22 protein-coding genes are annotated in these 25633 nt (G+C 63.0%); 15 read left to right on the top strand and 7 right to left on the bottom strand.

Features of this window, described 5'->3' with window-relative positions; translation table 11 throughout:
- Nucleotides 1-142: 142 nt before the first annotated feature.
- Both clpA and clpS read right to left on the bottom strand, forming a co-directional pair.
- Nucleotides 143-2440: an ATP-dependent Clp protease ATP-binding subunit ClpA gene (gene clpA / locus PQR67_RS01645; RefSeq protein WP_120289911.1), complete on the bottom strand. Its 2298-nt coding sequence runs from the start codon at nucleotides 2438-2440 to the stop codon at nucleotides 143-145.
- Nucleotides 2437-2751, bottom strand: coding sequence for an ATP-dependent Clp protease adapter ClpS (gene clpS, locus PQR67_RS01640; RefSeq protein WP_028197902.1), 315 nt, complete (start codon nucleotides 2749-2751; stop codon nucleotides 2437-2439). The genes clpA and clpS overlap by 4 nt, the downstream gene beginning before the upstream one ends.
- 557 nt (nucleotides 2752-3308) lie before the next feature.
- On the opposite strand from clpS, the gene PQR67_RS01635 reads away from it, so the two are divergent.
- Nucleotides 3309-3515: a cold-shock protein gene (locus PQR67_RS01635; RefSeq protein WP_007180614.1), complete on the top strand. Its 207-nt coding sequence runs from the start codon at nucleotides 3309-3311 to the stop codon at nucleotides 3513-3515.
- A 142-nt stretch (nucleotides 3516-3657) separates the two neighbouring features.
- Here PQR67_RS01635 and PQR67_RS01630 read toward each other — a convergent pair whose 3' ends face one another.
- Together PQR67_RS01630 and icd are read right to left on the bottom strand one after the other, a co-directional pair.
- On the bottom strand, nucleotides 3658-4497 hold the full coding sequence (locus PQR67_RS01630) for a hypothetical protein (RefSeq protein WP_408453541.1): 840 nt from the start codon (nucleotides 4495-4497) through the stop codon (nucleotides 3658-3660).
- A 301-nt stretch (nucleotides 4498-4798) separates the two neighbouring features.
- Nucleotides 4799-6055 (bottom strand): NADP-dependent isocitrate dehydrogenase, encoded by a 1257-nt coding sequence (gene icd / locus PQR67_RS01625; protein WP_408453538.1) that lies wholly within the window; start codon nucleotides 6053-6055, stop codon nucleotides 4799-4801.
- Nucleotides 6056-6395: 340 nt separating this feature from the next.
- Between icd and PQR67_RS01620 the strand changes: the two genes are divergently transcribed.
- The 10 genes from PQR67_RS01620 to PQR67_RS01575 all read left to right on the top strand — a co-directional run bounded on the left by PQR67_RS01620 (nucleotide 6396) and on the right by PQR67_RS01575 (nucleotide 18540).
- Nucleotides 6396-6965, top strand: a complete 570-nt coding sequence (locus PQR67_RS01620) for a pseudouridine synthase (protein ID WP_408453535.1) — start codon at nucleotides 6396-6398, stop codon at nucleotides 6963-6965.
- A gap of 465 nt (nucleotides 6966-7430) precedes the next feature.
- Nucleotides 7431-7625 (top strand): hypothetical protein, encoded by a 195-nt coding sequence (locus PQR67_RS01615; protein ID WP_408453532.1) that lies wholly within the window; start codon nucleotides 7431-7433, stop codon nucleotides 7623-7625.
- Nucleotides 7626-7770: 145 nt separating this feature from the next.
- Nucleotides 7771-8277, top strand: coding sequence for a DUF192 domain-containing protein (locus PQR67_RS01610; RefSeq protein ID WP_028197905.1), 507 nt, complete (start codon nucleotides 7771-7773; stop codon nucleotides 8275-8277).
- Between the two features lie 311 nt (nucleotides 8278-8588).
- Nucleotides 8589-10694, top strand: a complete 2106-nt coding sequence (gene fusA, locus PQR67_RS01605; RefSeq protein ID WP_408453529.1) for an elongation factor G — start codon at nucleotides 8589-8591, stop codon at nucleotides 10692-10694.
- A gap of 205 nt (nucleotides 10695-10899) precedes the next feature.
- Entirely contained in the window at nucleotides 10900-11415 is a 516-nt protein-coding gene (locus PQR67_RS01600) for a cupin domain-containing protein (RefSeq protein ID WP_408453526.1), read from the top strand.
- An 18-nt stretch (nucleotides 11416-11433) separates the two neighbouring features.
- Entirely contained in the window at nucleotides 11434-12453 is a 1020-nt protein-coding gene (locus tag PQR67_RS01595; protein WP_408453523.1) for a HoxN/HupN/NixA family nickel/cobalt transporter, read from the top strand.
- Between the two features lie 343 nt (nucleotides 12454-12796).
- On the top strand, nucleotides 12797-14461 hold the full coding sequence (locus PQR67_RS01590; protein WP_408453520.1) for an ABC transporter substrate-binding protein: 1665 nt from the start codon (nucleotides 12797-12799) through the stop codon (nucleotides 14459-14461).
- A gap of 37 nt (nucleotides 14462-14498) precedes the next feature.
- Nucleotides 14499-15509, top strand: a complete 1011-nt coding sequence (locus PQR67_RS01585) for an ABC transporter permease (protein ID WP_408453516.1) — start codon at nucleotides 14499-14501, stop codon at nucleotides 15507-15509.
- A complete protein-coding gene (locus tag PQR67_RS01580) occupies nucleotides 15506-16384 on the top strand; it encodes an ABC transporter permease (protein ID WP_408453513.1) in 879 nt (292 codons plus the stop codon). Before PQR67_RS01585 ends, PQR67_RS01580 begins: the two co-directional genes overlap by 4 nt.
- Nucleotides 16381-18540, top strand: a complete 2160-nt coding sequence (locus PQR67_RS01575; protein WP_408453510.1) for an ABC transporter ATP-binding protein — start codon at nucleotides 16381-16383, stop codon at nucleotides 18538-18540. The genes PQR67_RS01580 and PQR67_RS01575 overlap by 4 nt, the downstream gene beginning before the upstream one ends.
- 618 nt (nucleotides 18541-19158) lie before the next feature.
- On the opposite strand, the gene PQR67_RS01570 is transcribed toward PQR67_RS01575, so the two are convergent.
- Nucleotides 19159-19287 (bottom strand): hypothetical protein, encoded by a 129-nt coding sequence (locus tag PQR67_RS01570; protein WP_408453507.1) that lies wholly within the window; start codon nucleotides 19285-19287, stop codon nucleotides 19159-19161.
- A 5-nt stretch (nucleotides 19288-19292) separates the two neighbouring features.
- Here PQR67_RS01570 and PQR67_RS01565 point away from each other — a divergent pair, with 5 nt between their 5' ends.
- Together PQR67_RS01565 and PQR67_RS01560 are read left to right on the top strand one after the other, a co-directional pair.
- Complete coding sequence (locus tag PQR67_RS01565) at nucleotides 19293-19982, top strand: hypothetical protein (protein WP_408453504.1); 690 nt, start codon at nucleotides 19293-19295, stop codon at nucleotides 19980-19982.
- Between the two features lie 306 nt (nucleotides 19983-20288).
- Nucleotides 20289-20783 (top strand): hypothetical protein, encoded by a 495-nt coding sequence (locus PQR67_RS01560; RefSeq protein WP_408453501.1) that lies wholly within the window; start codon nucleotides 20289-20291, stop codon nucleotides 20781-20783.
- A 104-nt stretch (nucleotides 20784-20887) separates the two neighbouring features.
- On the opposite strand, the gene PQR67_RS01555 is transcribed toward PQR67_RS01560, so the two are convergent.
- The gene (locus tag PQR67_RS01555; protein ID WP_408453498.1) at nucleotides 20888-21733 is read right to left on the bottom strand and encodes an aldo/keto reductase; all 846 of its coding nucleotides are present in this window, start codon (nucleotides 21731-21733) and stop codon (nucleotides 20888-20890) included.
- Between the two features lie 252 nt (nucleotides 21734-21985).
- On the opposite strand from PQR67_RS01555, the gene PQR67_RS01550 reads away from it, so the two are divergent.
- Complete coding sequence (locus PQR67_RS01550; RefSeq protein ID WP_120349280.1) at nucleotides 21986-22732, top strand: GntR family transcriptional regulator; 747 nt, start codon at nucleotides 21986-21988, stop codon at nucleotides 22730-22732.
- 106 nt (nucleotides 22733-22838) lie between these two features.
- Here PQR67_RS01550 and PQR67_RS01545 read toward each other — a convergent pair whose 3' ends face one another.
- Nucleotides 22839-24230, bottom strand: coding sequence for a CoA transferase (locus PQR67_RS01545; RefSeq protein ID WP_408453495.1), 1392 nt, complete (start codon nucleotides 24228-24230; stop codon nucleotides 22839-22841).
- A gap of 134 nt (nucleotides 24231-24364) precedes the next feature.
- Here PQR67_RS01545 and PQR67_RS01540 point away from each other — a divergent pair, with 134 nt between their 5' ends.
- Nucleotides 24365-25603, top strand: a complete 1239-nt coding sequence (locus PQR67_RS01540; protein ID WP_408453492.1) for a citrate/2-methylcitrate synthase — start codon at nucleotides 24365-24367, stop codon at nucleotides 25601-25603.
- Nucleotides 25604-25633: the final 30 nt, after the last annotated feature.

Below are 25633 nucleotides of genomic sequence, written 5' to 3'. Positions count from 1 at the left end.
GACCTGACTGATGCCTGGCTCAGACCGATAGGCGTTGAGGCTTCCAGCAAGCGCTTCGCACAACGCAAAAAGCAGAACGGCGCGGGGTTCAACCCGCGCCGTTCTGCTTTCAGAGATACGCTTGAAGCGTCCCTCGACTGACTTACTCGACCTCGACCGCTTCCGGATTCGGATTGCGCGGCGCCGGATGCTCGTCGAAGGTCAATTGCACCTTGTCTTCCGCATCCACGTCGACCGTCACGCGCCCGCCATTCATCAGCTTGCCGAACAAAAGTTCGTCCGCCAGTGCACGACGGATCGTATCCTGGATCAGACGCTGCATCGGCCGTGCGCCCATCAACGGATCGAAACCGTGCTTCGCGAGGTGAGCACGCAGTGCGTCGGTGAAGAGCGCGTCGACCTTCTTCTCATGCAGCTGATCTTCCAGTTGCATCAGGAACTTGTCGACCACACGCATGATGATTTCCTCATCAAGCGAGCGGAAGCTGATCGTTGCGTCCAGACGGTTACGGAACTCCGGCGTGAACATGCGCTTGATGTCGACCATTTCGTCGCCGGTTTCCCGACGATTCGTGAAGCCGATCACCGACTTGCCCATTGCCTCGGCGCCCGCGTTCGTCGTCATGATAATGATGACGTTACGGAAATCCGCCTTGCGGCCGTTGTTATCCGTCAGCGTGCCGTGGTCCATCACCTGCAGCAGCACGTTGTAGATGTCCGGATGCGCTTTCTCGATTTCGTCGAGCAGCAGTACGCAATGCGGTTTCTTCGTCACGGCTTCAGTCAACAGACCGCCCTGATCGAAACCGACATAGCCCGGCGGCGCACCGATCAAACGGCTCACCGCATGGCGCTCCATGTATTCCGACATGTCGAAGCGGATCAGCTCGATCCCCAGCGTGAACGCCAGTTGCTTCGCTACTTCCGTCTTGCCGACGCCCGTGGGGCCGGAGAACAGGAACGCACCGATCGGCTTGTCCAGCTTGCCGAGGCCCGCACGCGCCATCTTGATCGCGGCCGACAGCGCGTCGATAGCCGGGTCTTGCCCGAACACCACGCTCTTCAGATCGCGATCCAGCGTTTGCAGCTTGCTGCGATCGTCTTGCGACACGCTTTGCGGCGGGACGCGCGCAATCTTCGAGATGATTTCTTCGATCTCGTTCTTGCCGATGGTCTTCTTCTGCTTCGACTTCGGCAGGATGCGTTGCGCCGCGCCCGCTTCGTCGATCACGTCGATCGCCTTGTCCGGCAAATGACGATCCGTAATGAAGCGTGCCGACAACTCCGCCGCTGCCGACAGCGCGCCCGACGAATACTTCACGCCGTGGTGCTCTTCGAAGCGCGACTTCAGGCCACGCAGGATCGCCACCGTCTGCTCGACGGTCGGCTCGGTTACGTCGACCTTCTGGAAACGGCGCGACAACGCCGCGTCTTTTTCGAAGATGCCGCGATATTCCGTGAACGTGGTCGCGCCGATGCACTTCAGCGTGCCCGACGACAACGCCGGCTTCAGCAGATTCGACGCGTCCAGCGTGCCGCCCGATGCGGCGCCCGCGCCGATCAGCGTATGAATTTCGTCGATGAACAGAATGGCGTGCGGACGTTCCTTCAATTCCTTGAGGACCGTCTTCAGGCGTTGTTCGAAGTCGCCGCGATACTTGGTGCCGGCCAGCAGCGCGCCCATGTCGAGCGAATACACCTGGGCATCGGCCAGAATATCCGGCACTTCGCCGCGCGTAATGCGCCAGGCGAGCCCTTCGGCGATCGCGGTCTTGCCGACGCCGGCCTCACCGACCAGTAGCGGATTGTTCTTGCGCCTGCGGCACAGCACCTGCACCACGCGCTCGACCTCCGACTCGCGCCCGATCAAAGGATCGATGCGGCCGTCTTTCGCCATCTGGTTCAGGTTCTGCGTGAACTGGGCGAGCGGCGTTTCCTTCTGCGCGGCGGCTTCGTCGGACTCGGCATTCGCGTCGCTCGCTTTCGCGGCGTCGGTGCTGCTGGTCTTCGCGATGCCATGCGAGATGAAATTCACCACGTCGAGACGCGTCACGCCCTGCTGTTGCAGGTAGTACACCGCATGCGAATCCTTCTCGCCGAAGATCGCCACCAGCACATTCGCGCCGGTCACTTCCTTCTTGCCATTCGAGGTGGACTGCACATGCATGATCGCGCGCTGAATCACACGCTGGAAGCCCAGCGTGGGCTGCGTGTCGACGTCGTCCGTGCCAGGCACGGTAGGCGTGTTGTCATGAATGAAATTGCGCAGGTTCTGGCGCAGATCCTCGATATTGGCCGCGCATGCACGCAACACCTCCGCCGCCGTTGGATTGTCCAACAGTGCCAGCAAAAGGTGTTCGACCGTTATGAACTCGTGCCGCGCCTGGCGTGCTTCCATGAACGCCATGTGCAGGCTGACTTCCAGTTCCTGGGCAATCATGCTTCCTCCATCACACACTGCAGCGGATGCCCGGCCTGCCGTGCGTGGGTAACGACTTGCTCGACTTTGGTCGACGCGATGTCCCGCGTATAGACCCCACAAACTCCCCTGCCCTCGCGATGCACCTTCAACATCACCTGCGTTGCGGTTTCACGATCTTTATTGAAATATTCCTGCACGATCATCACGACAAATTCCATTGGCGTGAAGTCGTCATTCAGCAGCACCACCTTGTACATGGATGGCGGCTTGAGCTTCTTCTCCTGCCGCTCCAGTACGGTGCTGTCCTGCTTGTCCGGGATAATCGCCATACACCCATTCTAAACAACTAGGACAGGCCCGCAATCCTGTCAAAACCCGGCCGACCGGCCGGTGAGCCCGTTCGCCACCGCCTTATGGGTAATTACCCCCACGGCGTTGCGTCATTCGACGAGCCGATTGCAGAGCCGGCCCCTATCCTGTGAAGCGTCGCAGTCTTGCTGCGCCGCAGTCGGATCGAGTATCGCACAACCTGCCAGTACTGGCTGAAGGTGCTCGCCCCGCCTGCACCGGTAGTTTGTGCAACCCGCAGAACAGCATGTGAGTCGATTATGCGACTTTTCAAGACACCCCGCTCGGGCAACCGCACATAACAAAACAAAAGCCGGAAAAACCCTGGAAACGCCTGTTTGCAACACGACAACGACGTCTCAAAATTTTCTTGACACTCGAATTAAGAGCCTCAACAATCAAGCTGGCACTTTTTTCACTGAGCCATAAATCGAAAAAATGCCGATGGTGAGCTTGTGAGGAGGGAGCGGCTGCATCACGCGGTCGTCGAGCTTTTCGAGGGCTCGTGGTAGTGACATGAGTTACAGGGGAAGTTGGAATGGCAACTGGTACGGTCAAATGGTTCAATGACGCAAAAGGTTTCGGATTCATCACGCCTGACGAAGGCGGCGAGGATCTGTTTGCACACTTCTCGGCCATCCAGATGAATGGGTTCAAGACCCTCAAGGAAGGTCAAAAAGTAACCTTCGAGGTCGTGCAAGGCCCGAAAGGCAAACAGGCATCGAACATCCAGGCACCTGCCTGAAACTGTTCGATACCCGTCCTTTGAAACCCGGCTTCGTGCCGGGTTTCTTTTTTTGGGGGCAAGCCTCTAAACCTGCCTCTGGTCGACGTCGCGTGGCGGATAGACGCTAACGCCGGGTGCGCGACGTTGCCGGCCCCGAATCTTACATTTCGGAAGACTCGGGGGCACGACCGGCCGCAGCGTCGGCCGGCCGCCGACTGCGTTGTACCGTCAGGCTGCGGGCGAGATCGCCTTCGTACACCGCAATGCCCTGGTGGCGCAGATTCGAGCGGGTATCCACCGCGGGCGTGATGCCAATACTTTCGATCAGCCGGCAAAATGCATAGTCCTCCGACAGATACAGGCCCGACTCGGGGTCGATCGTCGTGTCAAAGAACGCGTAAAGGAATGCCGCCGCGGCGCCCGTATCGAACTCCGGCCGCCCCGCGAGCTTTGAGCGGCATTTCAACTCGGGAAACCGCTGCATCAGCGCGAGAAACACCTCTCGCTTGATCAGCATGAAGCCGGTCGGCGCATAAAGGACATCGAGAAAACCGTCCGCGTCTGATTCGAGTGCATCGTTGCGTACCACGGCGGGATACATGGCGTAACGCGCCCGGAAGTCGGCTTTCGTCGAACCGGCGGGGATCGGCTCGTCCAGACCGGCGGCGGGCCACCCGTCGATCTTCAAGGGATAGACCCCCGCCACCACCGGCCGATCCGCCTGCAGAAGGCGAACGACGTCGTCCCCCTTGAAGCCGATATCGCCATCGATCCACATCAGATGCGTGAATCGATCGTCCGCGAGAAACTCAGCGACCATCGTGTTACGCGCGCGGGTAATCAGACTGTCGAAGCTATTGAAGTTGATTTGCATGCCAAAGCCGTGTCGAGCCGCCGCGTCGTAGAGGTCGAGCAATCCGAGCGCATAGTCGGTCGTTACGACAGCGCCATAGCTGGGTGTGGCGACATACACTTTGGCAAAGACATTCTTGTAGGTCATTGTTTTGTCACTCGCGTGGAGGGAAAGTGGTTTGGCTGACAGGCAGGTGGGCGCGCCGCGCTGACAGGCAGGCGCGATTTCCAGCCCGGCCTACCGTACCCGACCGAATGCGCGAAGCATCTCAATATCGGTCGGAGTCGACCTCTCGAAACGTCGCAATGGGAAGTTGAATTTTGAGTGAACGCTGTAGGAATGCGCGATGCGGGCACAGACGCGCTTGAGCGCTGCAAAACGAAAAACCCCCGGTCGCCTCTGGGCGCCGGGGGTTTGAATTCAAGCCGGACGAGCCGGCGCGAATCGCTTACATATTCTCGATCAACACCTGACCGAAGCCCGAACAGGACACTTGCGTCGCGCCTTCCATCAAACGCGCGAAGTCATAGGTGACCCGTTTTTGCAGAATCGACTTTTCCATCGACTTGATAATCAGATCGGCAGCTTCAGTCCAGCCCAGATGACGCAGCATCATCTCGGCCGAGAGAATTTCCGAACCCGGATTCACGTAGTCTTTACCGGCATACTTCGGCGCGGTGCCGTGCGTGGCTTCGAACATGGCGACCGAATCCGACATGTTCGCACCCGGCGCAATCCCGATCCCGCCGACTTGCGCGGCCAGTGCGTCCGACACATAGTCGCCGTTCAGATTCAGCGTGGCGATCACGTCATATTCCGCCGGACGCAGCAGGATCTGCTGGAGGAACGCATCGGCGATCACGTCCTTCACCACGACATCGCCACCCGTTTTCGGATTCTTGATCTTCATCCACGGGCCACCGTCGATCAGTTCCGCGGCGAATTCCTTCTGCGCCAGCGCATAACCGTAGTCGCGGAAAGCGCCTTCCGTGAACTTCATGATGTTGCCCTTGTGCACGAGCGTGACCGAGCGGCGATCGTTGTCGAGCGCATACTGGATCGCCTTGCGCACAAGGCGCTCCGTGCCTTCACGCGACACCGGCTTGACACCGATCCCCGAGGTTTCCGGAAAGCGGATCTTCTTTACGCCCATTTCTTCGCGCAGGAACTTGATGACCTTCTTCGCGTCTTCCGACCCGGCGGGCCACTCGATGCCCGCATAGATGTCTTCCGAGTTCTCGCGGAAGATCACCATGTCGATCTTCTCAGGCTCACGCACCGGTGAAGGCACGCCCTTGAAGTACTGCACCGGGCGCAGGCAAACATACAGATCGAGTTCCTGACGCAGCGCGACGTTCAGCGAACGGATGCCCCCGCCGACCGGCGTGGTGAGCGGCCCCTTGATCGAGACGACGTATTCCTTCAGCACCTGCAATGTTTCTTCCGGCAGCCACACGTCCGGGCCGTACACCTTGGTCGATTTCTCGCCGGCATAGATTTCCATCCAGTGGATTTTCTTCTTGCCCGCGTAGGCTTTTTCTACCGCCGCATCCACCACTTTCAACATCACCGGCGTGATGTCGAAGCCCGTTCCGTCGCCTTCGATATACGGAATGATCGGCTGGTCGGAAACGTTGAGCGAGAAATCTGCGTTGACAGTGATCTTGTCACCGCCGGTCGGAACCTTGATGTGCTGATACGGCATGATCGGACTCCAGTGAAGGCTGTGCTGAAAGCTGATGGGAGACTGCGGAAACTGGGTGCTCCTCGCTACGCGCAATGCCGGACGCCCGCGAGCGGCCTGGTCGCCTATTCTAGCCCACGCCGACGCGGCAACGAGGCCGGAACGGCTCGGGGTTTTCCAACATTGTCGAGAATCAAAATCAGCGAGGCGTCTTACTCTTATGTCTTATATAAGACATAAGATTTATAGAAACCGATTATGCATTATTATTCCGCGATTTACTATCGGTCCAGCGTCCCTCCCGGCTTGTGCGGCATGCCACCGCAGCAGGCAGCGCCGCCCGGCCTTCATCGACTCCCTTATGCGACTTCTCGCCCTGAACAAACCGTTCGGCACCATCTGTCAGTTTTCGCCGCACGAAACACGGGCGTCGCTGGCCGACTGGGTGAAAGTGCCCGGCGTCTATCCGGCGGGCCGGCTCGACTCCGATAGCGAAGGCTTGCTGCTCCTCACCGACGACGGCGCGCTGCAAGCCCGCATCGCCGAACCGCGTCACAAACTGGTCAAACGTTATTGGGCGCAAGTAGAAGGCGCGGTCGACGACGCCACGTTGAAGAAGCTCGCGCGCGGCGTCGATCTCGGCGATTACGTGACCCAGCCCTGCCGCGCCGGGTACGTCGAGCCTGCGGACTCGCTCTGGACCCGCACGCCGCCGATCCGCTATCGCGCCGCGATTCCGACCACGTGGATCGAATTGTCGATTACCGAGGGCAAGAACCGTCAGGTGCGGCGTATGACCGCTGCGGTCGGTTTTCCGACGTTGCGTCTCGTACGCGCCGGTATCGGCGCACTCGATATTTTTTCGCTGGGACTGCAGCCAGGAGAGAGTGTTGAGTTATCGCTAAAGGCGCCATGGGATGGCATCGTTTGACGTTGTTCGTCTGCGCGCCATGTCCGCATCGAACTCGCATCGAACTCATCTCAAGCTTGTATCTGGAATCGCGGCGAAAAGGCTAACTCGTTGTATCCACAAACAAAAATAGCGCGTGAAACCAACGTAAAAACGCGTGAAACAATTGCGTTCGCGATCGCCGCTCAGCCATTCATTTCCACCAGCACGTCGGCATATAAATTTTCCACAAAAAACACGTCAACCAGCGCGCGCGCTCACGCGTTATTCGACGCAGATGCCGCCCGAAGCTATCCGGCATTCAGCCTTAAGGGCCTTTGCACAAGCCGTTCGCGCGGTGAGTACTGGGAGTCTGAGCGCTAAGCAGACGCGTCGAAAAAAATGTCGATGCGGCTGTCAACCGAAAGGTGGATGGCACGTTTACCGACATGACTCTACATATAACCGGGTCATTTGGTTAATTAACTCAAGCTGAGGATTTACAAAATGAACAAACTGATCGCCGCTCTGGTCGCTGGCCTCTTCGCAACGGCAGCATTCGCACAAGCTTCGGCACCGGTGGCAGCATCGGCAGCTCCGGCAGCAGCAGCTTCGTCGGCAAAGAAGGCTGAACACAAGAAGTCGCACAAGAAGTCGCACAAGAAGGCAGCAGCAGCTGCAGCTTCGGGCGCATCGGAGTAAGTTTGTCGTAAAAACGCAGTCAAGAACACGCTTCATTGCCGTTCTTACGACGTTGAAAGGCAGATCACCGCAAGGCGATCTGCCTTTTTGTTTTTGACGCGCTCGCGTAACATTCGCGGGTTAATTTCCAGCAAGGAGTCATGCCGTGCGATTTCCCATGCGCTCGTTGATTGCGCGTTTCGCTGTTGCCGTTGCACTGCCGCTCGCCGCGATATCGTTCGCCGCGACCACTGCTGCCCCCGCTCATGCGCAACAGATGCCGGCCGGCGCGAAGCAGCCCGGCGACTTTCCGCGCGCGAAGCTGACAGCGGGCATGTTCGTGATCGACGCAGCCGTCGCCGCCAACGACGCGGACCGCGAACAAGGCCTGATGTATCGCACGACGCTTGCGCCGAATGAAGGCATGTTGTTCGTCTTCAATGAGAACGCCGTGCATTGCTTCTGGATGAAGAACACGTTGATCCCACTGTCGATCGCTTTCATGCGCGCCGACGGCACGGTCACCGACATCGACGAAATGCAGGCCGAAACCACCAACAATCACTGCCCGAAGAACAACGGCGTGTATGCGCTGGAAATGAGCAAGGGGTGGTTCTCGTCGAAAGGCATCAAACCGGGGATGAAAATCCAGGGGTTGCCGGCCGCGCAATAAACGCGCGCCGCCACGGCGACATCCTGCCGCTTCTTCTGCGGCCTCTTTCCGGAAAAGCCGGTGCCTTTCGCGAGGCGCCGGCTTTTTTGCGTTCCAAGCGGAACGAGGCAACGCCGGGCACCGCGCGATGGCGCCCCGGGCCGCGCCGGGAGCCTTACCAGCAGGCCGTCACGCGCGGCTGGCAAGATTCCTGCAAAAGACAGGCCGACGCGCTATCCTAGTATTCTTAGCAAAGCAGCAAAGAGGCTCCCCGGACGGCACAGACTGTTGTCCGGCAAGCGTTTCAGGCGCGCCATTTCAAGGAGGTTCACGTGCCCCGCAAGACTCCCATCGAGCGCTACCGGAATATTGGCATCAGCGCTCACATCGACGCCGGCAAAACCACCACTACTGAACGCATCCTGTTCTACACAGGCGTGACCCACAAGATCGGCGAGGTTCACGACGGTGCTGCGACGATGGACTGGATGGAACAGGAGCAGGAGCGCGGCATCACCATCACGTCGGCGGCTACCACCGCCTTCTGGAAGGGCATGGCCGGCAACTATCCCGAACATCGGATCAACATCATCGACACCCCGGGCCACGTCGACTTCACGATTGAAGTGGAACGCTCGATGCGCGTGCTCGACGGCGCGTGCATGGTGTACGACTCGGTCGGCGGCGTGCAGCCGCAGTCCGAAACCGTGTGGCGTCAGGCGAACAAGTACAAGGTGCCGCGCATTGCGTTCGTCAACAAAATGGACCGTGTGGGCGCGGACTTCTTCCGCGTGCAGCGGCAGATCGGCGATCGCCTGAAGGGTGTCGCCGTGCCGATCCAGATTCCGGTCGGTGCGGAAGATCATTTCCAGGGCGTGGTCGACCTCGTCAAGATGAAGGCGATCTACTGGGAGGAAGAAAACCAGGGGATCAAGTTCGAGTACCGTGACATCCCGGCTGAACTCGCGGATACCGCGAAGGAATGGCACGACAAGATGGTCGAGGCGGCCGCTGAAGCGAGCGAGGAACTGCTCGACAAGTACCTCCACGGCGGTGTGCTGACGGAAGAGGAAATCAAGCACGGCATTCGTGTGCGCACCATCGCCAACGAGATCGTGCCGATGCTGTGCGGCAGCGCATTCAAGAACAAGGGCGTGCAGGCCATGCTCGACGCGGTGATCGACTATCTGCCGTCGCCGGTCGACATTCCCGCCATCACGGGCCACGACGAATACGACAAGGAAATCGAGCGTCATCCGCGCGACGACGATCCGTTCTCGGCGCTCGCCTTCAAGATCATGACCGACCCGTTCGTCGGCCAACTGATCTTTTTCCGCGTCTATTCGGGCGTGGTGAATTCGGGCGACACCGTCTACAACGCGGTCAAGGAGAAGAAGGAACGTCTCGGCCGGATCCTGCAGATGCATGCCAACGAGCGCAAGGAAATCAAGGAAGTCTACGCGGGCGACATCGCCGCCGCAGTCGGCCTGAAGGAAGCGACCACGGGCGATACGCTGTGCGATCCGCAGCACGTGATCGTTCTCGAACGGATGATTTTCCCGGAACCGGTGATTTCGCAGGCCGTCGAGCCGAAGACCAAGGTCGACCAGGAAAAGATGGGCATCGCGCTCAATCGTCTGGCGCAGGAGGACCCGTCGTTCCGCGTGCAGACGGACGAAGAATCCGGTCAGACGATCATCTCCGGGATGGGCGAGTTGCACCTGGAAATTCTGGTCGACCGGATGAAGCGCGAGTTCGGCGTCGAGGCGACCGTCGGCAAGCCGCAGGTGGCTTACCGCGAAACGGTGCGCAACAAGATCGAGGATGTCGAAGGCAAGTTCGTCAAACAGTCGGGCGGCCGTGGCCAGTACGGCCACGCGGTGATCACGCTCGAACCGGCGCCGCAAGGCAAAGGCTACGAGTTTGTCGATGCGATCAAGGGCGGCGTGATTCCGCGTGAGTACATTCCGGCGGTCGACAAGGGCATTCAGGAAACGCTGAAAGCGGGCGTGCTGGCGGGCTATCCGGTGGTCGACGTGAAAGTGACGCTGACCTTCGGTTCGTACCACGACGTCGACTCGAACGAAAACGCATTCCGTATGGCCGGTTCGATGGCCTTCAAGGACGCGATGCGCAAGGCCAGGCCGGTACTGCTCGAACCGATGATGGCCGTCGAAGTGGAAACGCCGGAAGACTTCATGGGCAACGTGATGGGCGATCTGTCGAGCCGTCGCGGCATGGTGCAGGGCATGGAAGATATCGCCGGGGGCGGCGGCAAGCTGGTGCGTGCCGAAGTGCCGCTCGCGGAGATGTTCGGTTATTCGACATCGCTGCGTTCGGCCACACAAGGCCGCGCGACCTACACGATGGAGTTCAAGCACTACGCTGAAACGCCGAACAACGTCGCGGAAGCCGTGATCAACGCGAAGCAGAAGTAAGGCGCCGAAGGCTGCTGCATGCCAGGTGCAGCAGCCCGCGACGCGATGAAGGCAGACAGCAAAAGGCCCGTCCTCTGTGGATGGGCTTTTTTTTCGTCCCCGAAACCACCCGCGGCCGCAGGCAACACACACGTTTTTGAACGTGCAAAAATGCCGCAAGGCGCCGCGCCCGGCATCCGGACGCCCGTCCACGAGGAGACACACCATGAGCCAGGATCACGAACACCCGCATTACAAGGAAGAGCAGCCGCCGGCGCCGATCGACTGGCGCGAACACGGCGTCAAGGTCATCAAGGCCGACCAGCTCGACAGCAATACCGCGCAAACACCCGGCATGAATCGCGCCGCGGCGATCAACGCGGCGCGCGTCGGCGCGCAGAAAATCTGGGCCGGCACCGTGACAATCCATCCGAATGCGAAGACCGGGGCGCATCATCACGGCGCGCTCGAAAGCGTGATCTACGTGGTGCGCGGGCAGGCGCGCATGCGCTGGGGCGAGCATCTGGAGTTCACGGCCGAGGCCGGCCCGGGCGACTTCATCTTCGTGCCGCCGTATGTGCCGCATCAGGAGATCAACGCGCGCACCGACGAGCCGCTCGAATGCGTGCTGGTGCGCAGCGACAATGAAGCGGTGGTGGTGAATCTGAACATCGACGCGGTGGAAGCGCCGGAAACGGTCTTCTGGGTCGATCCGATTCACAAGCATCCGCACGACCACTAAACCTTTTTCACGCCACTCATGACGCCGACTGCCTCGCTGCGCCCTCGCCTCATCACGCTATATGCCGTCCTGATCGCCGCCAATCTCGGTGCATGGGCGTGGGCGCTGATCGCGTTTCGCCACTATCCGCTACTGCTCGGCACGGCGCTGCTCGCGTATGGCTTCGGTCTGCGTCACGCGGTTGACGCGGACCACATCGCCGCGATCGACGCCGTCACGCGCAAGCTGATGCAGGCGGGCAAGCGGCCGCTCGGCGTGGGCCTGTCGTTTTCGCTGGGCCATTCGACGATCGTCATCCTGGCGACGGCCGGCATTGCATGGACCGCGCATTCGCTGCACGGCCGCTTCGAGAGCTTCAAGGCGGTGGGCGGAACGATCGGCACCGTCGTATCCGCGGTGTTTCTGCTGGTGCTGGCGTGCGTGAACCTCGTGATTCTGCGCGACGTGTGGCGCCGCTATCGTCATGTCCAACGCGGCGGCGAACTCGCTGCTGAAACTGCGGCCAGCATCGCGCCCGCCGGTCTGCTGTCGCGCGCGCTGCGGCCGATGTTCCGGCTCGTGACGAAAAGCTGGCACATGTACCCGGTCGGCGTGCTGTTCGGCCTCGGCTTCGACACCGCGACCGAGATCGGCCTGCTGGCGATTGCCGCGTCCGAAGCCGGCAAAGGTCTGCCGCTGTACTCGATCCTCGTGTTCCCGGCGCTCTTCACCGCCGGCATGACGCTGGTCGATTCGACCGACAACGTGCTGATGGTCCACGCCTACGGCTGGGCCATGGACGATCCGAAGCGCAAGCTCTACTACAACGCGAGCATCACGTTCGTCTCGGCGGTGGTGGCGATTGTCATAGGCGGCGTTGAAGCGTTGGGACTGCTATCGGACAAACTCGGTCTGAACGGCGGCGTATGGGACGCGGTGGCGAGCCTCAACGAGCGCTTCGGCGAACTGGGCTATGGCATCGTCGCCACCTTCGTGGTGTGCTGGATCGGCTCGGTGCTGGTCCATCGCTGGCGCCGTCCTCGCGCCGTTGCACGGTAAATCCAACTTGCTTTCGCAAAACGATCGGTAACGTTTCCACGGCGACGACGGCGGCGGCGGCGCAGCAGCGATTCCCGCGCTGCGACATCCTGCGCTTTCGTGGGCGTCTGATGAGACAGGCCGCCGAGCGTTGTGACGACGACACACACCGGCCCTTTTATCCGCCATCCGGAGACCGGACCGCGCGGCAGGCGCTCCGAACCGCAGGGCAATCGCTTACACTGAACCCGCATTCCAGCATGGCGGCACAGTGCAGTTTTTCGTCATGGCAATCAGCCGCCCGTCGCGCGCATCCGGCGCGGCCCTTCAGAACCGACAGCAGAACGGACTGGACACTCCACCAATGAAGACTCCCGCGGATCGACTTCCCGAACTCGAGCTGGCCCGCCGCACCGCCGACGCTTACGGCAATCACGCCATCGACGAATTCATTGCCGGCCGTATCACGCGCCGCGATCTGCTGCGCTATGCCGGCGTGATCGGTTTGTCGCTGGCCGGCGGCGGCGTACTGAATGCACCGCTGGCGCGTGCGCAAGGCGCACCGAGCCCCTCTAACCAGACGATCCGAGTGGCTCACCTGACGCCGGCCGGCGCGGTCGATCCGCTCACCGTGACGGATGCCGCGAGTCTCGCGCTACTGGACCAGACCGGTGAATTCCTGATCGACGACGACGGCGAAAAGCTCGTGCTGAAGCCGGCGCTTGCCTTGTCGTGGAAGCCGAACGACAAGGGCGATGTGTGGACCTTCACGCTACGGCCGAACGTCAAATTCCACGATGGCCAGACATTCGGTGCCAAGGACGTCGTCGCCACCTTCGATCGTCTCGCCGATCCGGCGAGCGGTTCGGCGGCGCTCTCGGTGCTCAAGGGCGTGCTCTCGAAAGGCGGCGCGAAGGTGGTCGACGAACACACGGTCGCCTTCCATCTCGACGCCCCGAACGGCAACTTCCCGTACTACGTTTCGTCGGACAATTACAACGCTGTGATCCTGCCCGCGAACTATGCGGGCGGTTATGAAAAGAGCTTCATCGGCACCGGTCCGTTCAAGCTCGAAAAGTATCAGGCGAAGGTCGGCGCATCGTTCGTGCGCAATCCCGATTACTGGGGCGACAAAGCGTTACCGCAACGCGTACAGTTCTCTTTTTACGCCGACGAACAGGCGCAATTGCTCGCACTGCAAGGTCATCAGGCCGACGTGATGGGCACCTTTACCGTGCAGGGCGGCGCCGGCATCCTGAACAATCCGGACTACAAAGCGGTCGGCGTGAAGTCGAGCGCGCATCGCCAGATTCACATGCGCAACGACAGTCCGCTGTTCAAGGACAAGCGCGTACGCCAGGCACTGGCGTTGTCGCTCGATCGCGACGTGCTCGTGCGAGGTCTGTTCAAGGGCCGCGCACAACTCGGCAACGACAGCCCGTTCGCGCCGGTGTTTCCGTCTTCCGATGCCGGCGTGGCGCAACGCAGGATCGACATCGCGAAAGCGAAGCAACTGCTCGCGCAAGCGGGCGTGCCGAACGGCTTCGACGTCACGCTGACCACCGAAAAGTACATGGAGATTCCCGATCTCGCGGTGGTCGTGCAGAACGCGGCGAAGGCAATCGGCGTGCGCATCAATCTGAAAGTGGAAAGCCAGTCGCTGTACTACGGCGCGGGCACGCCGGGTAAATCGGACTGGCTCGACTCGCCGCTCGGCATCACCGATTACGGTCACCGCGGTGTGCCGAACGTGTTCCTGAATGCGCCGCTCACCAGCACCGGCACGTGGAACGCCGCGCACTTCAAGAACCCGCAATACGATCAACTGGTCGCGCAGTTCGTCGCGGCGATCGACCTGGGTACGCAGCGGAAGATCTCCGGACAGATCCAGACGCTGTTGCTCGACGAAACGCCCGTCATCATCCCGTTCTTCTACGATCAACTGATTGCCATGCGCAAGGGTGTAAATGGCGTGCGCTTCACCGCGCTCGCGCAGCTCTATTTCGATCGCGCGGTGCTGAGCGCGTAATGTCGAACGCAGGGCAATTCTCCGGCAGGAGTTCACGATGTCGACCACGGTGACCCCTTCCGCTTCCCCGGTCTCGAGCGGCAGCACCGGCCGCGTCGTGCGATTTCTGGCGACGCGACTCGGTTTGTCGCTGATCACGCTGTGGCTGCTGTCGGTGATCGTGTTCGCGGGCGGCCAGTTACTGCCTGGCGATATCGGCCGCGCGGTGCTCGGGCCGCTCGCCGATGCGCGCGCGGTCGCCGCGCTCAATCACCAGCTCGGCGCGGACCGTCCGCTCCTGACGCAATACGTGGAGTGGATCTCGCATTTCGTGCGCGGCGACATGGGGCTCTCCTACGCATACCGCGAACCGGTCGGCCCGTTTATCGCCGAGGCGCTCGCGCATTCGGCCAGGCTCGGCCTGCTCGCGTTTATCGTCGTCGTGCCGCTCGGCATTGCGGGCGGTGTGTGGTCGGCGATGCATGCGGGGCGCTGGCTCGATCGCACCATCAGCATCGCCGGTTTGTCGGCCACCGTAGTACCGGAGTTCGTTTCGTCGATCGTGCTGATTCTGGTGTTCGGCGTGTGGCTGCGCTGGCTGCCGACCGAAGCGTCGTATCCGCCCGAAGCGGGCGCGCTCGAACAATTGCGGCATCTGATTCTGCCGGTGTTGCCGCTGGTGCTGGTGTTTTTCGGCTACATCGCGCGGATGGCCCGCGCGGGCACCGTGGAAGCACTCGACGCGGATTACACCCGCACCGCGATCCTCAAAGGCTTGCCGCGCCGCACCGTGATCTGGCGGCACGTCTTGCGCAATGCGTTGCTGCCGACCATCACCGTCGCCGCGACGCAACTCGGCTACATGATCGGCGGTCTCGTGGTAGTCGAGACGCTGTTCCACTATCAAGGCATCGGCTCGCTGATCTACAACGCCGCCAAGGCCAAAGACTTCCCGATGCTCGAAGCGGGCGTGCTGACGATCGGCGTGGTCTACACCGTCGCCAATCTCGTCGCCGATGCGCTGCACGTCCTGCTCAATCCGCGGTTGCGAGTGAGGAGCGCCGAATGAGCACCATCGTTCCGCCGGCCGCACCACCCGCGCCACGTCCGGCTGCCGAACCGCGCTTCGACCAGTTGCGTGTGCTGCTGCGCTCGCCCACGTTCGTGATCGGCGTGTTGATCGTCGGATGGTGGATCGCCTGCGCGATCGCCGGGCAATGGCTCGTGCGGATCGACCCGTATGCCTCCGATCCGCTCAACTCGCTGACGCCGCCCGACGGCACGCATTGGTTCGGCACCGATCAGCTCGGCCGCGACGTGTTCTCGCGCGTGATCGTCGGCGCGCGCGACATTCTGACCATCGCACCGCTGGCGACCCTGCTCGGCACGGTCGCCGGAACGGCCCTCGGCTTGATCGTCGGCTACTTCGAGGGCTGGGTCGACAACGTCGTGGGCCGCGCGATCGACGCCGTGCTCGCGCTGCCGCTCGTGATCGTCGCGTTGCTCGCGCTGGCCGCGGTCGGCGCGTCGAACTTCACCGTGATCCTCGTGATCGGCATCACCTTCACGCCGATCACCGCGCGTACGGTACGCGCCGCCGTGTTCGCCGAACGGCATCTGGACTACGTGGCCGCCGCGCAACTACGCGGCGAGCGAGCGCCGTACATCATGTTCGCGGAGATTCTGCCGAACGTGTTGCCGCCGATCATCGTGGAGGCGACCGTGCGGCTCGGCTATGCCATTTTCGCGGTCGCCACGCTGTCGTTCCTCGGCTTCGGCATTCAGCCGCCTTCCGCCGACTGGGGACTCGCGCTGTCCGAGTCGTACACGCTGATGGCAGGCGGTGCATGGTGGACGGTGGTGTTCGCGGCCGGCGCCATCGCCTCGCTCGTGGTCGGCGTGAATCTGATCGCCGATAGCGTGCAAGGAGTGCTCGACCGATGAACGGCCCGCCGCCCGCCTCGTTCCCGGCCTTCGACGTGTCGAAGAGCGATCGCAGTGATGCGCTGACCGTAGTAGGTCTGACGGTCACGTACCGGATGCGCGGACGCGATCGCGAAGTGCTGCAGGACGTTTCGTTTCGCGTGCGACGGGGCGAAGCCTATGGTCTCGTCGGCGAATCGGGTTGCGGTAAATCGACGGTCGCGATGGCGGCGCTGCGCTATCTCCCGCGCAACGGCAAGGTGAAGGCCGGCAAGATCATCATCGCCGGCCAGGACGTGCAGAAGCTCGACGCCGACGCATTGCGCACGATGCGCGCGAACGCGATTTCGATGGTCTATCAGGACCCGGGGCGCGCATTGAATCCGTCACTGACGATCGCGCGCCAGGTCACGGAAGCATTCGAGGCTGCCGGGGTCTCACGTGACGAAGCGCTGCAACGCACGGTCGAGATACTGCAGCGTGTGCGCATCGCTTCGCCCGAACGCGTGATGGACAGTTATCCGCATCAGTTGTCGGGCGGCATGCAGCAGCGCGTGGTCATCGCGATGGCGCTCGCCTCGAACCCGGCCTTGCTGATTCTCGACGAACCGACTACCGGGCTCGACGCCACCGTCGAGGCCGAGGTGCTCGATCTGGTGGCGCAGTTGCGCAAAGAACTCGGCACCGCCGTGCTGTTCATCAGCCACAACCTCGCGGTGATCGGACGGATGTGCGAGCGCGTCGGCGTGCTGTATGCCGGCAAGCTGGTCGAGGAAGGCGCGACCCAGGACGTGTTCGCGCGGCCACGTCATCCCTATACGGTTGGACTGCTGCGCTGTTTGCCGGGCGCGGGCCGCAGCAAGGACACTGAGCGGCTCGATACCATTGCGGGCAATCTGCCCTTACCAGGCTCGGTCACGCAAGGCTGCATCTACGCGGACCGTTGCCGCCTCGCCGACGAACGCTGCCGCCGCGAAGCGCCGCCGCCGTATCGGGTGAGCGCCGCGCATGGCGATCAGATGTCGCGCTGCCATTATCACGAACGCGCAATCGAACTGCCGCGTGCGTCCGCGGAAGCATTGCCGCTGCTCGACGGCGCATTGCGCGACAGCGAGCGCCCTGCTCTCGTGCTGCGTGCGGACAAACTCTCGAAGACCTTCCACGTATCGGGCGCCCCGCTGCGCGCGGTCGACGGCGTCTCGATCGATCTCGCCAGTGGCGAAACGCTCGGCCTGGTGGGCGAGTCCGGCAGCGGCAAGACGACGCTCGCGAAACTGATGCTCGGCCTGCTCACACCGGACGCGGGCAGCGTACTCGAACTCGACGGTTCACCGCTCGCCGCGCGTGTTACGCGACGCAACGACGAACAGGTCAAGTCCCTGCAGATCGTGTTCCAGAATCCGGACTCGGCACTCAATCGCGCACATTCGGTAAAGCGGCTGATCGGCCGCGCGTTATCGCGCCTCACCGCCTTGCGTGGCGCCGCGATCGACGAACGGCTTGCCACCTTGACGGCGGCGGTGCGCTTGCCCGAGCGCTATCTCGGCTCGCGCACGCGCCAATTGTCCGGTGGACTCAAGCAGCGCGTGGCGATCGCCCGCGCGTTTGCTGGTGAGCCGCGCGTGGTGGTCTGCGATGAACCCACATCCGCGCTCGACGTCTCCGTGCAAGCTGCGATTCTCAATCTGCTCGCCGATCTGCAACGCGAGCGCGGCGTGAGCTACGTATTCATTTCGCACGATCTGCACGTGGTGCGCTATCTGTCGGATCGCATCGCGGTGCTATACCTCGGCCGGCTGCTGGAAATCGGACCGGCAAGCGCGGTCTTCGGCGGCCCGCATCATCCTTATACGGAAGCGCTTCTGTCTTCGGTGCCGACGCTCGACGCCCACGACAGCCGTGCCCGCATCCGCCTGTCCGGCAATCTCCCGAGCGCGGCATCGCCGCCGTCAGGGTGCGTGTTCCATACGCGCTGCCCGCGCAAGCTGGGAGCAATTTGCGAGCAGCAAGACCCGCCCTTCCTCGAAGCCGGTAGCGGCGAGTCTGCCCAGCCGTCCGCGCATCGCATCCGCTGCCACATCCCCGTCGACGAACTGCGTGTGCTGCAAGCCGCCTCGCGCGACGACACCGGCCAAGCCTCCATTAATGGGTCGGAAAACGCCGCGCGCAACGAATAACGCGGCTTTCCGGGGGTGCGTTTCATCGCCGAAACGTTTTCATGCGTTTTTTCCGCCCCGCCATCGCAGCCCCCTATTCGACACCCGTCGCCGCAAGGCTTTGCGGCCAATGGCATGGATATCGCTAAGTACTGACCAGACATTCGGGACCAAAGAGATCGGGAAATCGTCTGAAGCGCCGCTTTTGGAAATCGCCATAACAAGAAGCGATACGTGACAAAAAGCGCGCCGGGACGGTATCGGCTGACGCGCATGCAAGCGCTTGTCAGCGCACCGGCTACGGAGCCGGGAAGGCAGTGATGGTGCTTGACTTGCATCCGCAAGCCAGAGTCCGGGGGGACGGTGTGGCCCGCGTTCAGACAGGCCCGCCGTCGAGGAATCAGCGTGGGAAATGACGGCAGCGAGGTGTCGGCGTTCCCTCGGGAGAGACGTGATGAAAACCAGAAAATTCAATCAGTACTACTGCGGGGTTCTGCGAAGTGCGGCGATCGTGGCAGGTGTGGCTTTACTCGTCACCCAGGTCGCGTATTCAGCGTCGACGGATGTGATCCCCAAGTGGATGCCGACTGCCGGTGCGCCGCAGCCGGCAAGCAGCGCGCACGGCGCGACGCAACTCGCTCAGGACGACAGCGCGGCGGCGGGCGCAGCGGCCGCCGGCACCGCGCCCGACGAACCGACCGCCGCCGACGATGCGGCCGTAGTGTTCAGTCCGCGCAACTGCATCACCACCAGTGTCGGCGGCTGCACGCGTTATGCCGGCGGCAACGGCCCTGGCAGCGGCAGTGGAGCAGCGAGCGCGGGAAGCAGTAGCGGTGGTGCGAGCGGCAATGGTGCCGGCGGCGCGGCAGGCTCGGGCGCGGCCGGTGGCGGCGGCAGGGGTAGTGGCAGTAGCGGTGGCGGAAGCAGCGGTGGCGGAAGCAGCGGCGGTGGAAGCAGTGGCGGTGGAAGCAGCGGCGGTGGAAGCAGCGGCGGTGGTAGCAGCGGTGGCGGAAGCAGTGGCGGCGGAAGCAGCGGCGGTGGTAGCAGCGGCGGCGGCAGCAGTGGCGGCGGAAGCAGCGGCGGCGGCAGCAGCGGCGGTGGTAGCAGCGGCGGCGGCAGCAGCGGCGGCGGAAGCAGCGGCGGTGGTAGCAGCGGCGGTGGAAGCAGTGGCGGTGGAAGCAGCGGCGGTGGCAGCAGCGGCGGTGGCAGCAGCGGCGGTGGCAGCAGCGGTGGCGGCAGCAGCGGTGGTGGCAGCAGCGGCGGCAGCAGCGGGAGCGGCGGCTGCGGTTGCGGTAGCGGCCCCGGTGGTGGTTTTGGCGGTGGCTTCGGTGGCGGGTTCGGCGGCGGCTTTGGCGGAGGCTTCGGCGGCGGTCACGGAGGCAAGGGTAGCGGCGGTAACGGCGGCGGTGGCGGTGGCAATGGCGGAGGAAACGGGCACTAGTATTGGCCTGGTTCCCGGGTAGGGGGCCCCCGCGCCCTACCCGACGCTAACGACAACCTTCCGTATCCCGCCCGCAGTCCCCCGGCAACGGCGGTGATGTCTCGATCCCCCGGTCGAGCGTCACCGCCCGAGGCCGGTTTGTTCCGACGGCGCTCGCAGCGCGGCTGACAATGCGCACGAACCGCCAAAGCTGACAAGCGAACAAGCGAACAAGCGGCTCGAGCACAGGTTTAAAACCCAAACGATCAATCGCGTCACCCGCCGCCGGAACCAAACCGAAGCGATTGCCTCATATCAGATTCAACGTTCGATATGAGGGCACCACAACATGCAACGAAACGTCCCCCACCCCATGGCGCGCACGGCCGCCGGCCTGCTGATGGTCACCGCGCTCGGCCTCGCATCGCTCGCTCATGCTCAAACCCCGGCTCAAACCCCGGCGCAGGCCCCTGCCACGTCGGCCGAGCCGCAGCCACAAACCCTGTCGCAAGCCGCTCCGCCCGTCGACCCCACCTTCTCCGCCTATTCACTCGCACAAACCTGCAAACTGAAAAACGACAACGTCGCGCAAGGTCAGTGCGTCGGTGCGATCCGCGGCATCATCCACGGCTATCAGTACGGTGTGCTGTTCCTCGGCCAGCGCGCATCGCTGCCGCCTAACGAAACGCAACGGGTATCGCTGTGCTTGCACAAGACGCCGGTGTCGTCGATCGTCGACGAATTCATCGCCGACGCCGCCCAGGTCAACGAAGATTCGCTCAAGCACACGCCCGCTGAAGTCGCCGTTCTGGGTTCCGTCCACCTGCATCACGGCTGCAATTGATAACGCCGGCTCGGCGAGCCACAGCCGCGCAAGCGCGCCCCGCCGATCTTCGTTAGCAGCCCCTTCACGACCTGATAACGGCCCGCCAGCAGCCGCCACGGCACTTACAGCATTTCGAGTGGCCGCTTGCTGCGTGGCGGTTTGAAGTATGTGTCGAGGGCGGCGAGTTCATCGGCATCGAGTGACAGTTGCGATGCCCTATGGTTGTCGCGCACATGCTCGACGCGCCCCGTTTTCGGAATCGCGAACACGCCGGGCTTTTGCAACACCCACGCTAGCGCAACCTGAAATATCGAAACACCGCGTGCGTCGGCGATGTCGTCGAGCGGCGAGCGCTTCGGCAGGCGCGCGTGGTCGACCGGGCTGTATGCCATTGCCGGCATGTTGCGCGCGGCGAGCCACGGGAACAGGTCGAATTCCGCTCCACGGCGCGCAACGTTGTAGAGAATCTGATTGGTCGCGCATGCCTCGCCGCCGGGCGTGGCGACAAGCTCTTCCATATCATCCGTGTCGAAATTGCTAACGCCCCAGTGGCGAATCTTGCCCGCGCGGCGCAATGCCTCGAATCCCTCGACGGTTTGCGCGAGCGGCACCGAACCGCGCCAGTGCAGCAGATACAGATCGAGCCGATCCGTTTTCAGGCGCTTGAGGCTCTGCTCGCAGGCCGCGATCACACCGCGCCGGCTGGCGTTATGCGGATAGACCTTGCTGACCAGAAACACCTGATCGCGCAGTCCCGCCAGCGCTTCCCCCACGAGCGATTCGGTGGCGCCGTCGCCGTACATCTCCGCCGTGTCGACCAGCGTCATGCCCAATTCGATACCACAGCGCAGCGCGGCGATTTCCGAGGCGCGGCGCGCCGGCTGCTCGCCCATCTCCCAGGTGCCCTGCCCCAGTTTGGGAATACGCTCGCCGTCGGGCAGGCCTACGCTTGCGATATCGGTCGTCATGCTTTTTCCTCGAAGTGGCTAAAGGTGGAAGTGGCTAAAGTGGCAAAGATGGCTAAGCGGATCGCCACGCGCGCGCGGACAACGCATGGTCGTCGATGCGGCTGCGCAGGCGAATGCGGGCGCGCGCTACGGCAATCATAGGGACGAGTTTAGCGGTTGCCCGAGCATCGGATCGGACGCCAGGCAAAAGCCTGCTATAACGGAGCGCGCCGATGTCTTAGAATTGCCGCTTGCCCTTCTTGCGTGAGCCCCATGACCTCTGCCTCGGAAGACCGCTGGCGCGACCTGCGCCCGGACCCGGAAAACGACACGCCGCTGTATCTGCAACTCGCGCGCAAGCTCGGCACTGCGATTCACGAAAACCGTTGGAACGCGGGCGAGGCGCTGCCCTCCGAGCGCGTACTGTCCGAAGCGCTCGGCGTATCGCGGATCACGTCGCGCAAAGCCATTGCCCTGCTGGTCGAACAGGGATTGATCCGGCGCACTCAGGGTGCGGGCAGCTTCATCACGCCCCGCTATGAAGATCCGCTGTCGCGTCTGTCGAGTTTCAGCGAAATGCTGCGGCGACGCGGTTTTACGCCGAGTTCAAAATGGTTGTCGCGCGAAATTTCGCCGGCTAACCGCGACGAGGTGATTCAACTGGGCTTGTCGCCGGCGGCGGCTGTCACCCGGCTGCGCCGCTTGCGCCTCGCCGACGGCATCGTGATGGCCGTGGAGAATTCCACCTTCCCTGCTGCGGTGATTCCCGATCCTCAGGCAATTGGCGATTCGTTGTACTCGTACCTGGAAAATCGCGGACTGACGATTGTGCGCGCGCTGCAGCATTTCCGTGCGGTGAACGCGAATGAAGAGATTGCGCAGCAGATGAGCATTGCTCATAACGAAGCGCTATTGCTGATCACTCGCGTCGGATATACAGCGGATCAGCGCGCGATCGAGCTGACCGACACTTACTGTCGCAACGATTACTATGATTTCGTGGCGGAGTTGAGGAAGTAGTCTTGCGGCCACACGGCGGCATTGCGCGGCGCCCGTGGCGAGGCGCCGTACGCACACAACCCGGCCCCGCGCGAGTAACAGCAGGCGCCGGACCGGCCCGCTGTCTTCACGCCCATGTCGCCTCGTGCGCCCCGATCCGGGCTGGCGGCAACGCGAAAAAGGCGGGCGTCTCATCCAGCCGCTCGGCCGGCAGCACTCCCAGAACACGCCCGAACTCGGACTGAACAGTCGCGAGGCAATCCTTCACGTCGTCGCTCGAAACATCCGGCGCTTTCCAGCCGTCCGGCAGCAATCCAAACGACTGCAGCCACCGTCCGGTCTGCGCGAGCGATACCCGCACGTGCCAGCTCCCACCTTCGGTGGCACGTCGCGCCAATGCGGCCATCGCGCCGAAAGCGGCCAGATACCCCGTCGCATGATCCAGCGCCTGACAAGGTAAATGCTTGGGTTCAGTCCATCCCGCCGCGTCGCGCTCGGTTAAAGCAATCCCGCTCGCCGACTGCACCAGGCTATCGAAGCCGCGCCGCCCGGCCCAAGGTCCCGTGTGCCCATAAGCGCAAACCGACACATAGACGATCCCCGGCCGCACCCGCGCCAGTTCCTCGGCGCCAAACCCGAGCGCCGCCAGGGCGCCTGGCCGATATGCCTGCAAAAACACATCGGCCCCGCCGGCAAGGGCACGTAATGTTTCCCGCCCGGCGGCATCGCGCAGATCGACAACCGCCGAGCGCTTGCCGCGCCCGTTGTCGATCACCAGCGGCGCAATGTTCGGCAAATGCGGTCCGTTGATCATCAACACGTCCGCGCCGTGCTGCGCGAGCGCGCGCCCCGCCACCGGCCCGGCGATGATGCGCGACAGGTCCAGCACCCGCACATCCGCCAGCGGCCGTTCTACCCCGTCGCGGCGCGGCGGTTCGACCGGCGCGTCGCCAATGCGCTCGATCTCGAACAAGGGCAGCCCCGCAATCGCTTTCGCCTGATCGAGCGCGGCCCACTCGTCGGGTGAGCGAATCAGGGCCGCGCACAAGCCGGCGTCGGCGAGCGTCTGATCAAGCGTCGCACCATCCCAGCCGCGAATCGCCTCGGCCACCGCCGCGCGATCGTTCGCGCAGCCGAGCACCTTCAGCACCCCGGCAAGATGATGGGGAAAGTTTGTGTGCAGTTGAATCCAGCGCTCGTCCCGCGTTGCGTAGAAGCCCATCACCGGATCGCGCAAAGCGGGCGGCGGGCCCTCGTCGATGCGCAGATAGCGCTCGCTGCGAAACGAGGCCAACGCGCGCCGCATCTCCACCGTGACGTGTTGCCTGCGCCCCGTGCGCAAGCGCTGGTATTCGGCCGCAGCAAGACCGGCCGCGGCGATGGTCGCCGAGGCCAACGTGCCGACCCGGTAGACCGACGGCAATCCCGGATCGGTGCCGGCGAGCGAAACGGACCTCAGCGCAGTCGGGTCGCATTCCGCTGTCGTCCAGATATGTTTGAGCGCAAGTTCAGGCGTCATGGTGTTCATCTCGTTCAGGTTGTGTGTGTCAGAACAGGAAGAAAGTGACCCGAGTCTAGAATTCCGCCTTGCGGCAATCAATCTTGATTATGATAATCAATATATATTGATTTCTTCGGTTTCCACGCGTTTCCATGCCACCCTCCTCTACCCTCACCGCTGCCGAAGCCGCCGCCGCGCTCGGCATCAGCCTGCCCACCCTGTATGCGTATGTCAGCCGCGGCATGCTGAACTCGTCGCCGGATGCACAAGGCAAGCACCGCCTCTACGACGCCGGCGAAGTACGGCGGCTCGCGCGGCGCAAGGAAGACGGCAAGCGCGCCGGCAAGGTCGCGCAAAAGGTGCTGGACTGGGGCGTGCCGGTGCTCGAATCGTCGATCACGCTGGTGGCCGACGGCCGCCTGTCATATCGCGGGCATGACGCGATGGAACTGGCGCGCACGGCATCGCTGGAAGATGTCGCGGCGTTGTTGTGGGAATGCAGTGCGAGGCGTATCGCCGAGGCGCCGGCCGTGCCGTTCGCCGCCGCTCAGTGGGCGGCGTGGCTCAAGCTCTGGAGCGACAGCACGCCGCTCGATCGCGCGCTCGTGCTGCTGCCGGCCGCCGCGGCGCAAATGCCGCGCGTATGGGCGCTCGGCCAGGATGCGCAACTCGATACCGCGTGCTCGGTCATGCGCTTGCTGGCGGCGGCCATGGTCTCGGCAGCGCCGTCGAACGAACCGCTGCACAAGCAGTTGGCTTCAGCGTGGAATGTGCGCAACCGTCAGCAGGCGGGGTTGCTGCGCGCGGCACTGGTGGCCTGCGCGGATCATGAACTGAACGCGTCGACCTTCACGGTTCGCTGCATCACGTCGACAGGGACGCATCTGTTCGGTGCGGTGGCGGGCGGTCTGGCCGCGTTGGCCGGGCCGCGGCACGGTGGCGAGACGGTACGCGTCGCCGCGCTCCTCGATGAAGCGTCGCGCGCCCCCGATCTCGATCGCTATCTGGCGAACCGGCTCGCGCGCCACGAACATAGCGCGCATCGGCCGGTACTGTCGGGTTTCGGGCATCTGCTGTATCCGGAGGGTGACCCGCGCGCGCGTCTGCTGCTCGAAATGCTTGCGGACTGCGCACCCGCCCGCTCGCGGCTAGGTGAAGTAGAGGCGCTCGCACGCACGGTGCGCGACACAACCGGCGTGAAGCCAAATGTCGACTTTGCGCTCGCGGCGATCGAACGGGTACTTGGCCTGCCCGCCGGCGCCGCCTTCACGCTGTTCGCGCTCGGCCGGGTGGTCGGCTGGATCGCCCATGCCATGGAGCAGACGCGCGACGGCCGGTTGATCCGGCCACGCGCGCGCTATATTGGGGAAGTTGACGCGCCGGGAGGTTGACGCGCGGGAAGGCTGACGCGCGTGGAACCT

The organism is Paraburkholderia fungorum (genome assembly GCF_046026025.1).
In the GTDB taxonomy this organism is placed as follows: domain Bacteria; phylum Pseudomonadota; class Gammaproteobacteria; order Burkholderiales; family Burkholderiaceae; genus Paraburkholderia; species Paraburkholderia fungorum_E.
This window is presented reverse-complemented; position numbering and strand designations above follow the sequence as displayed.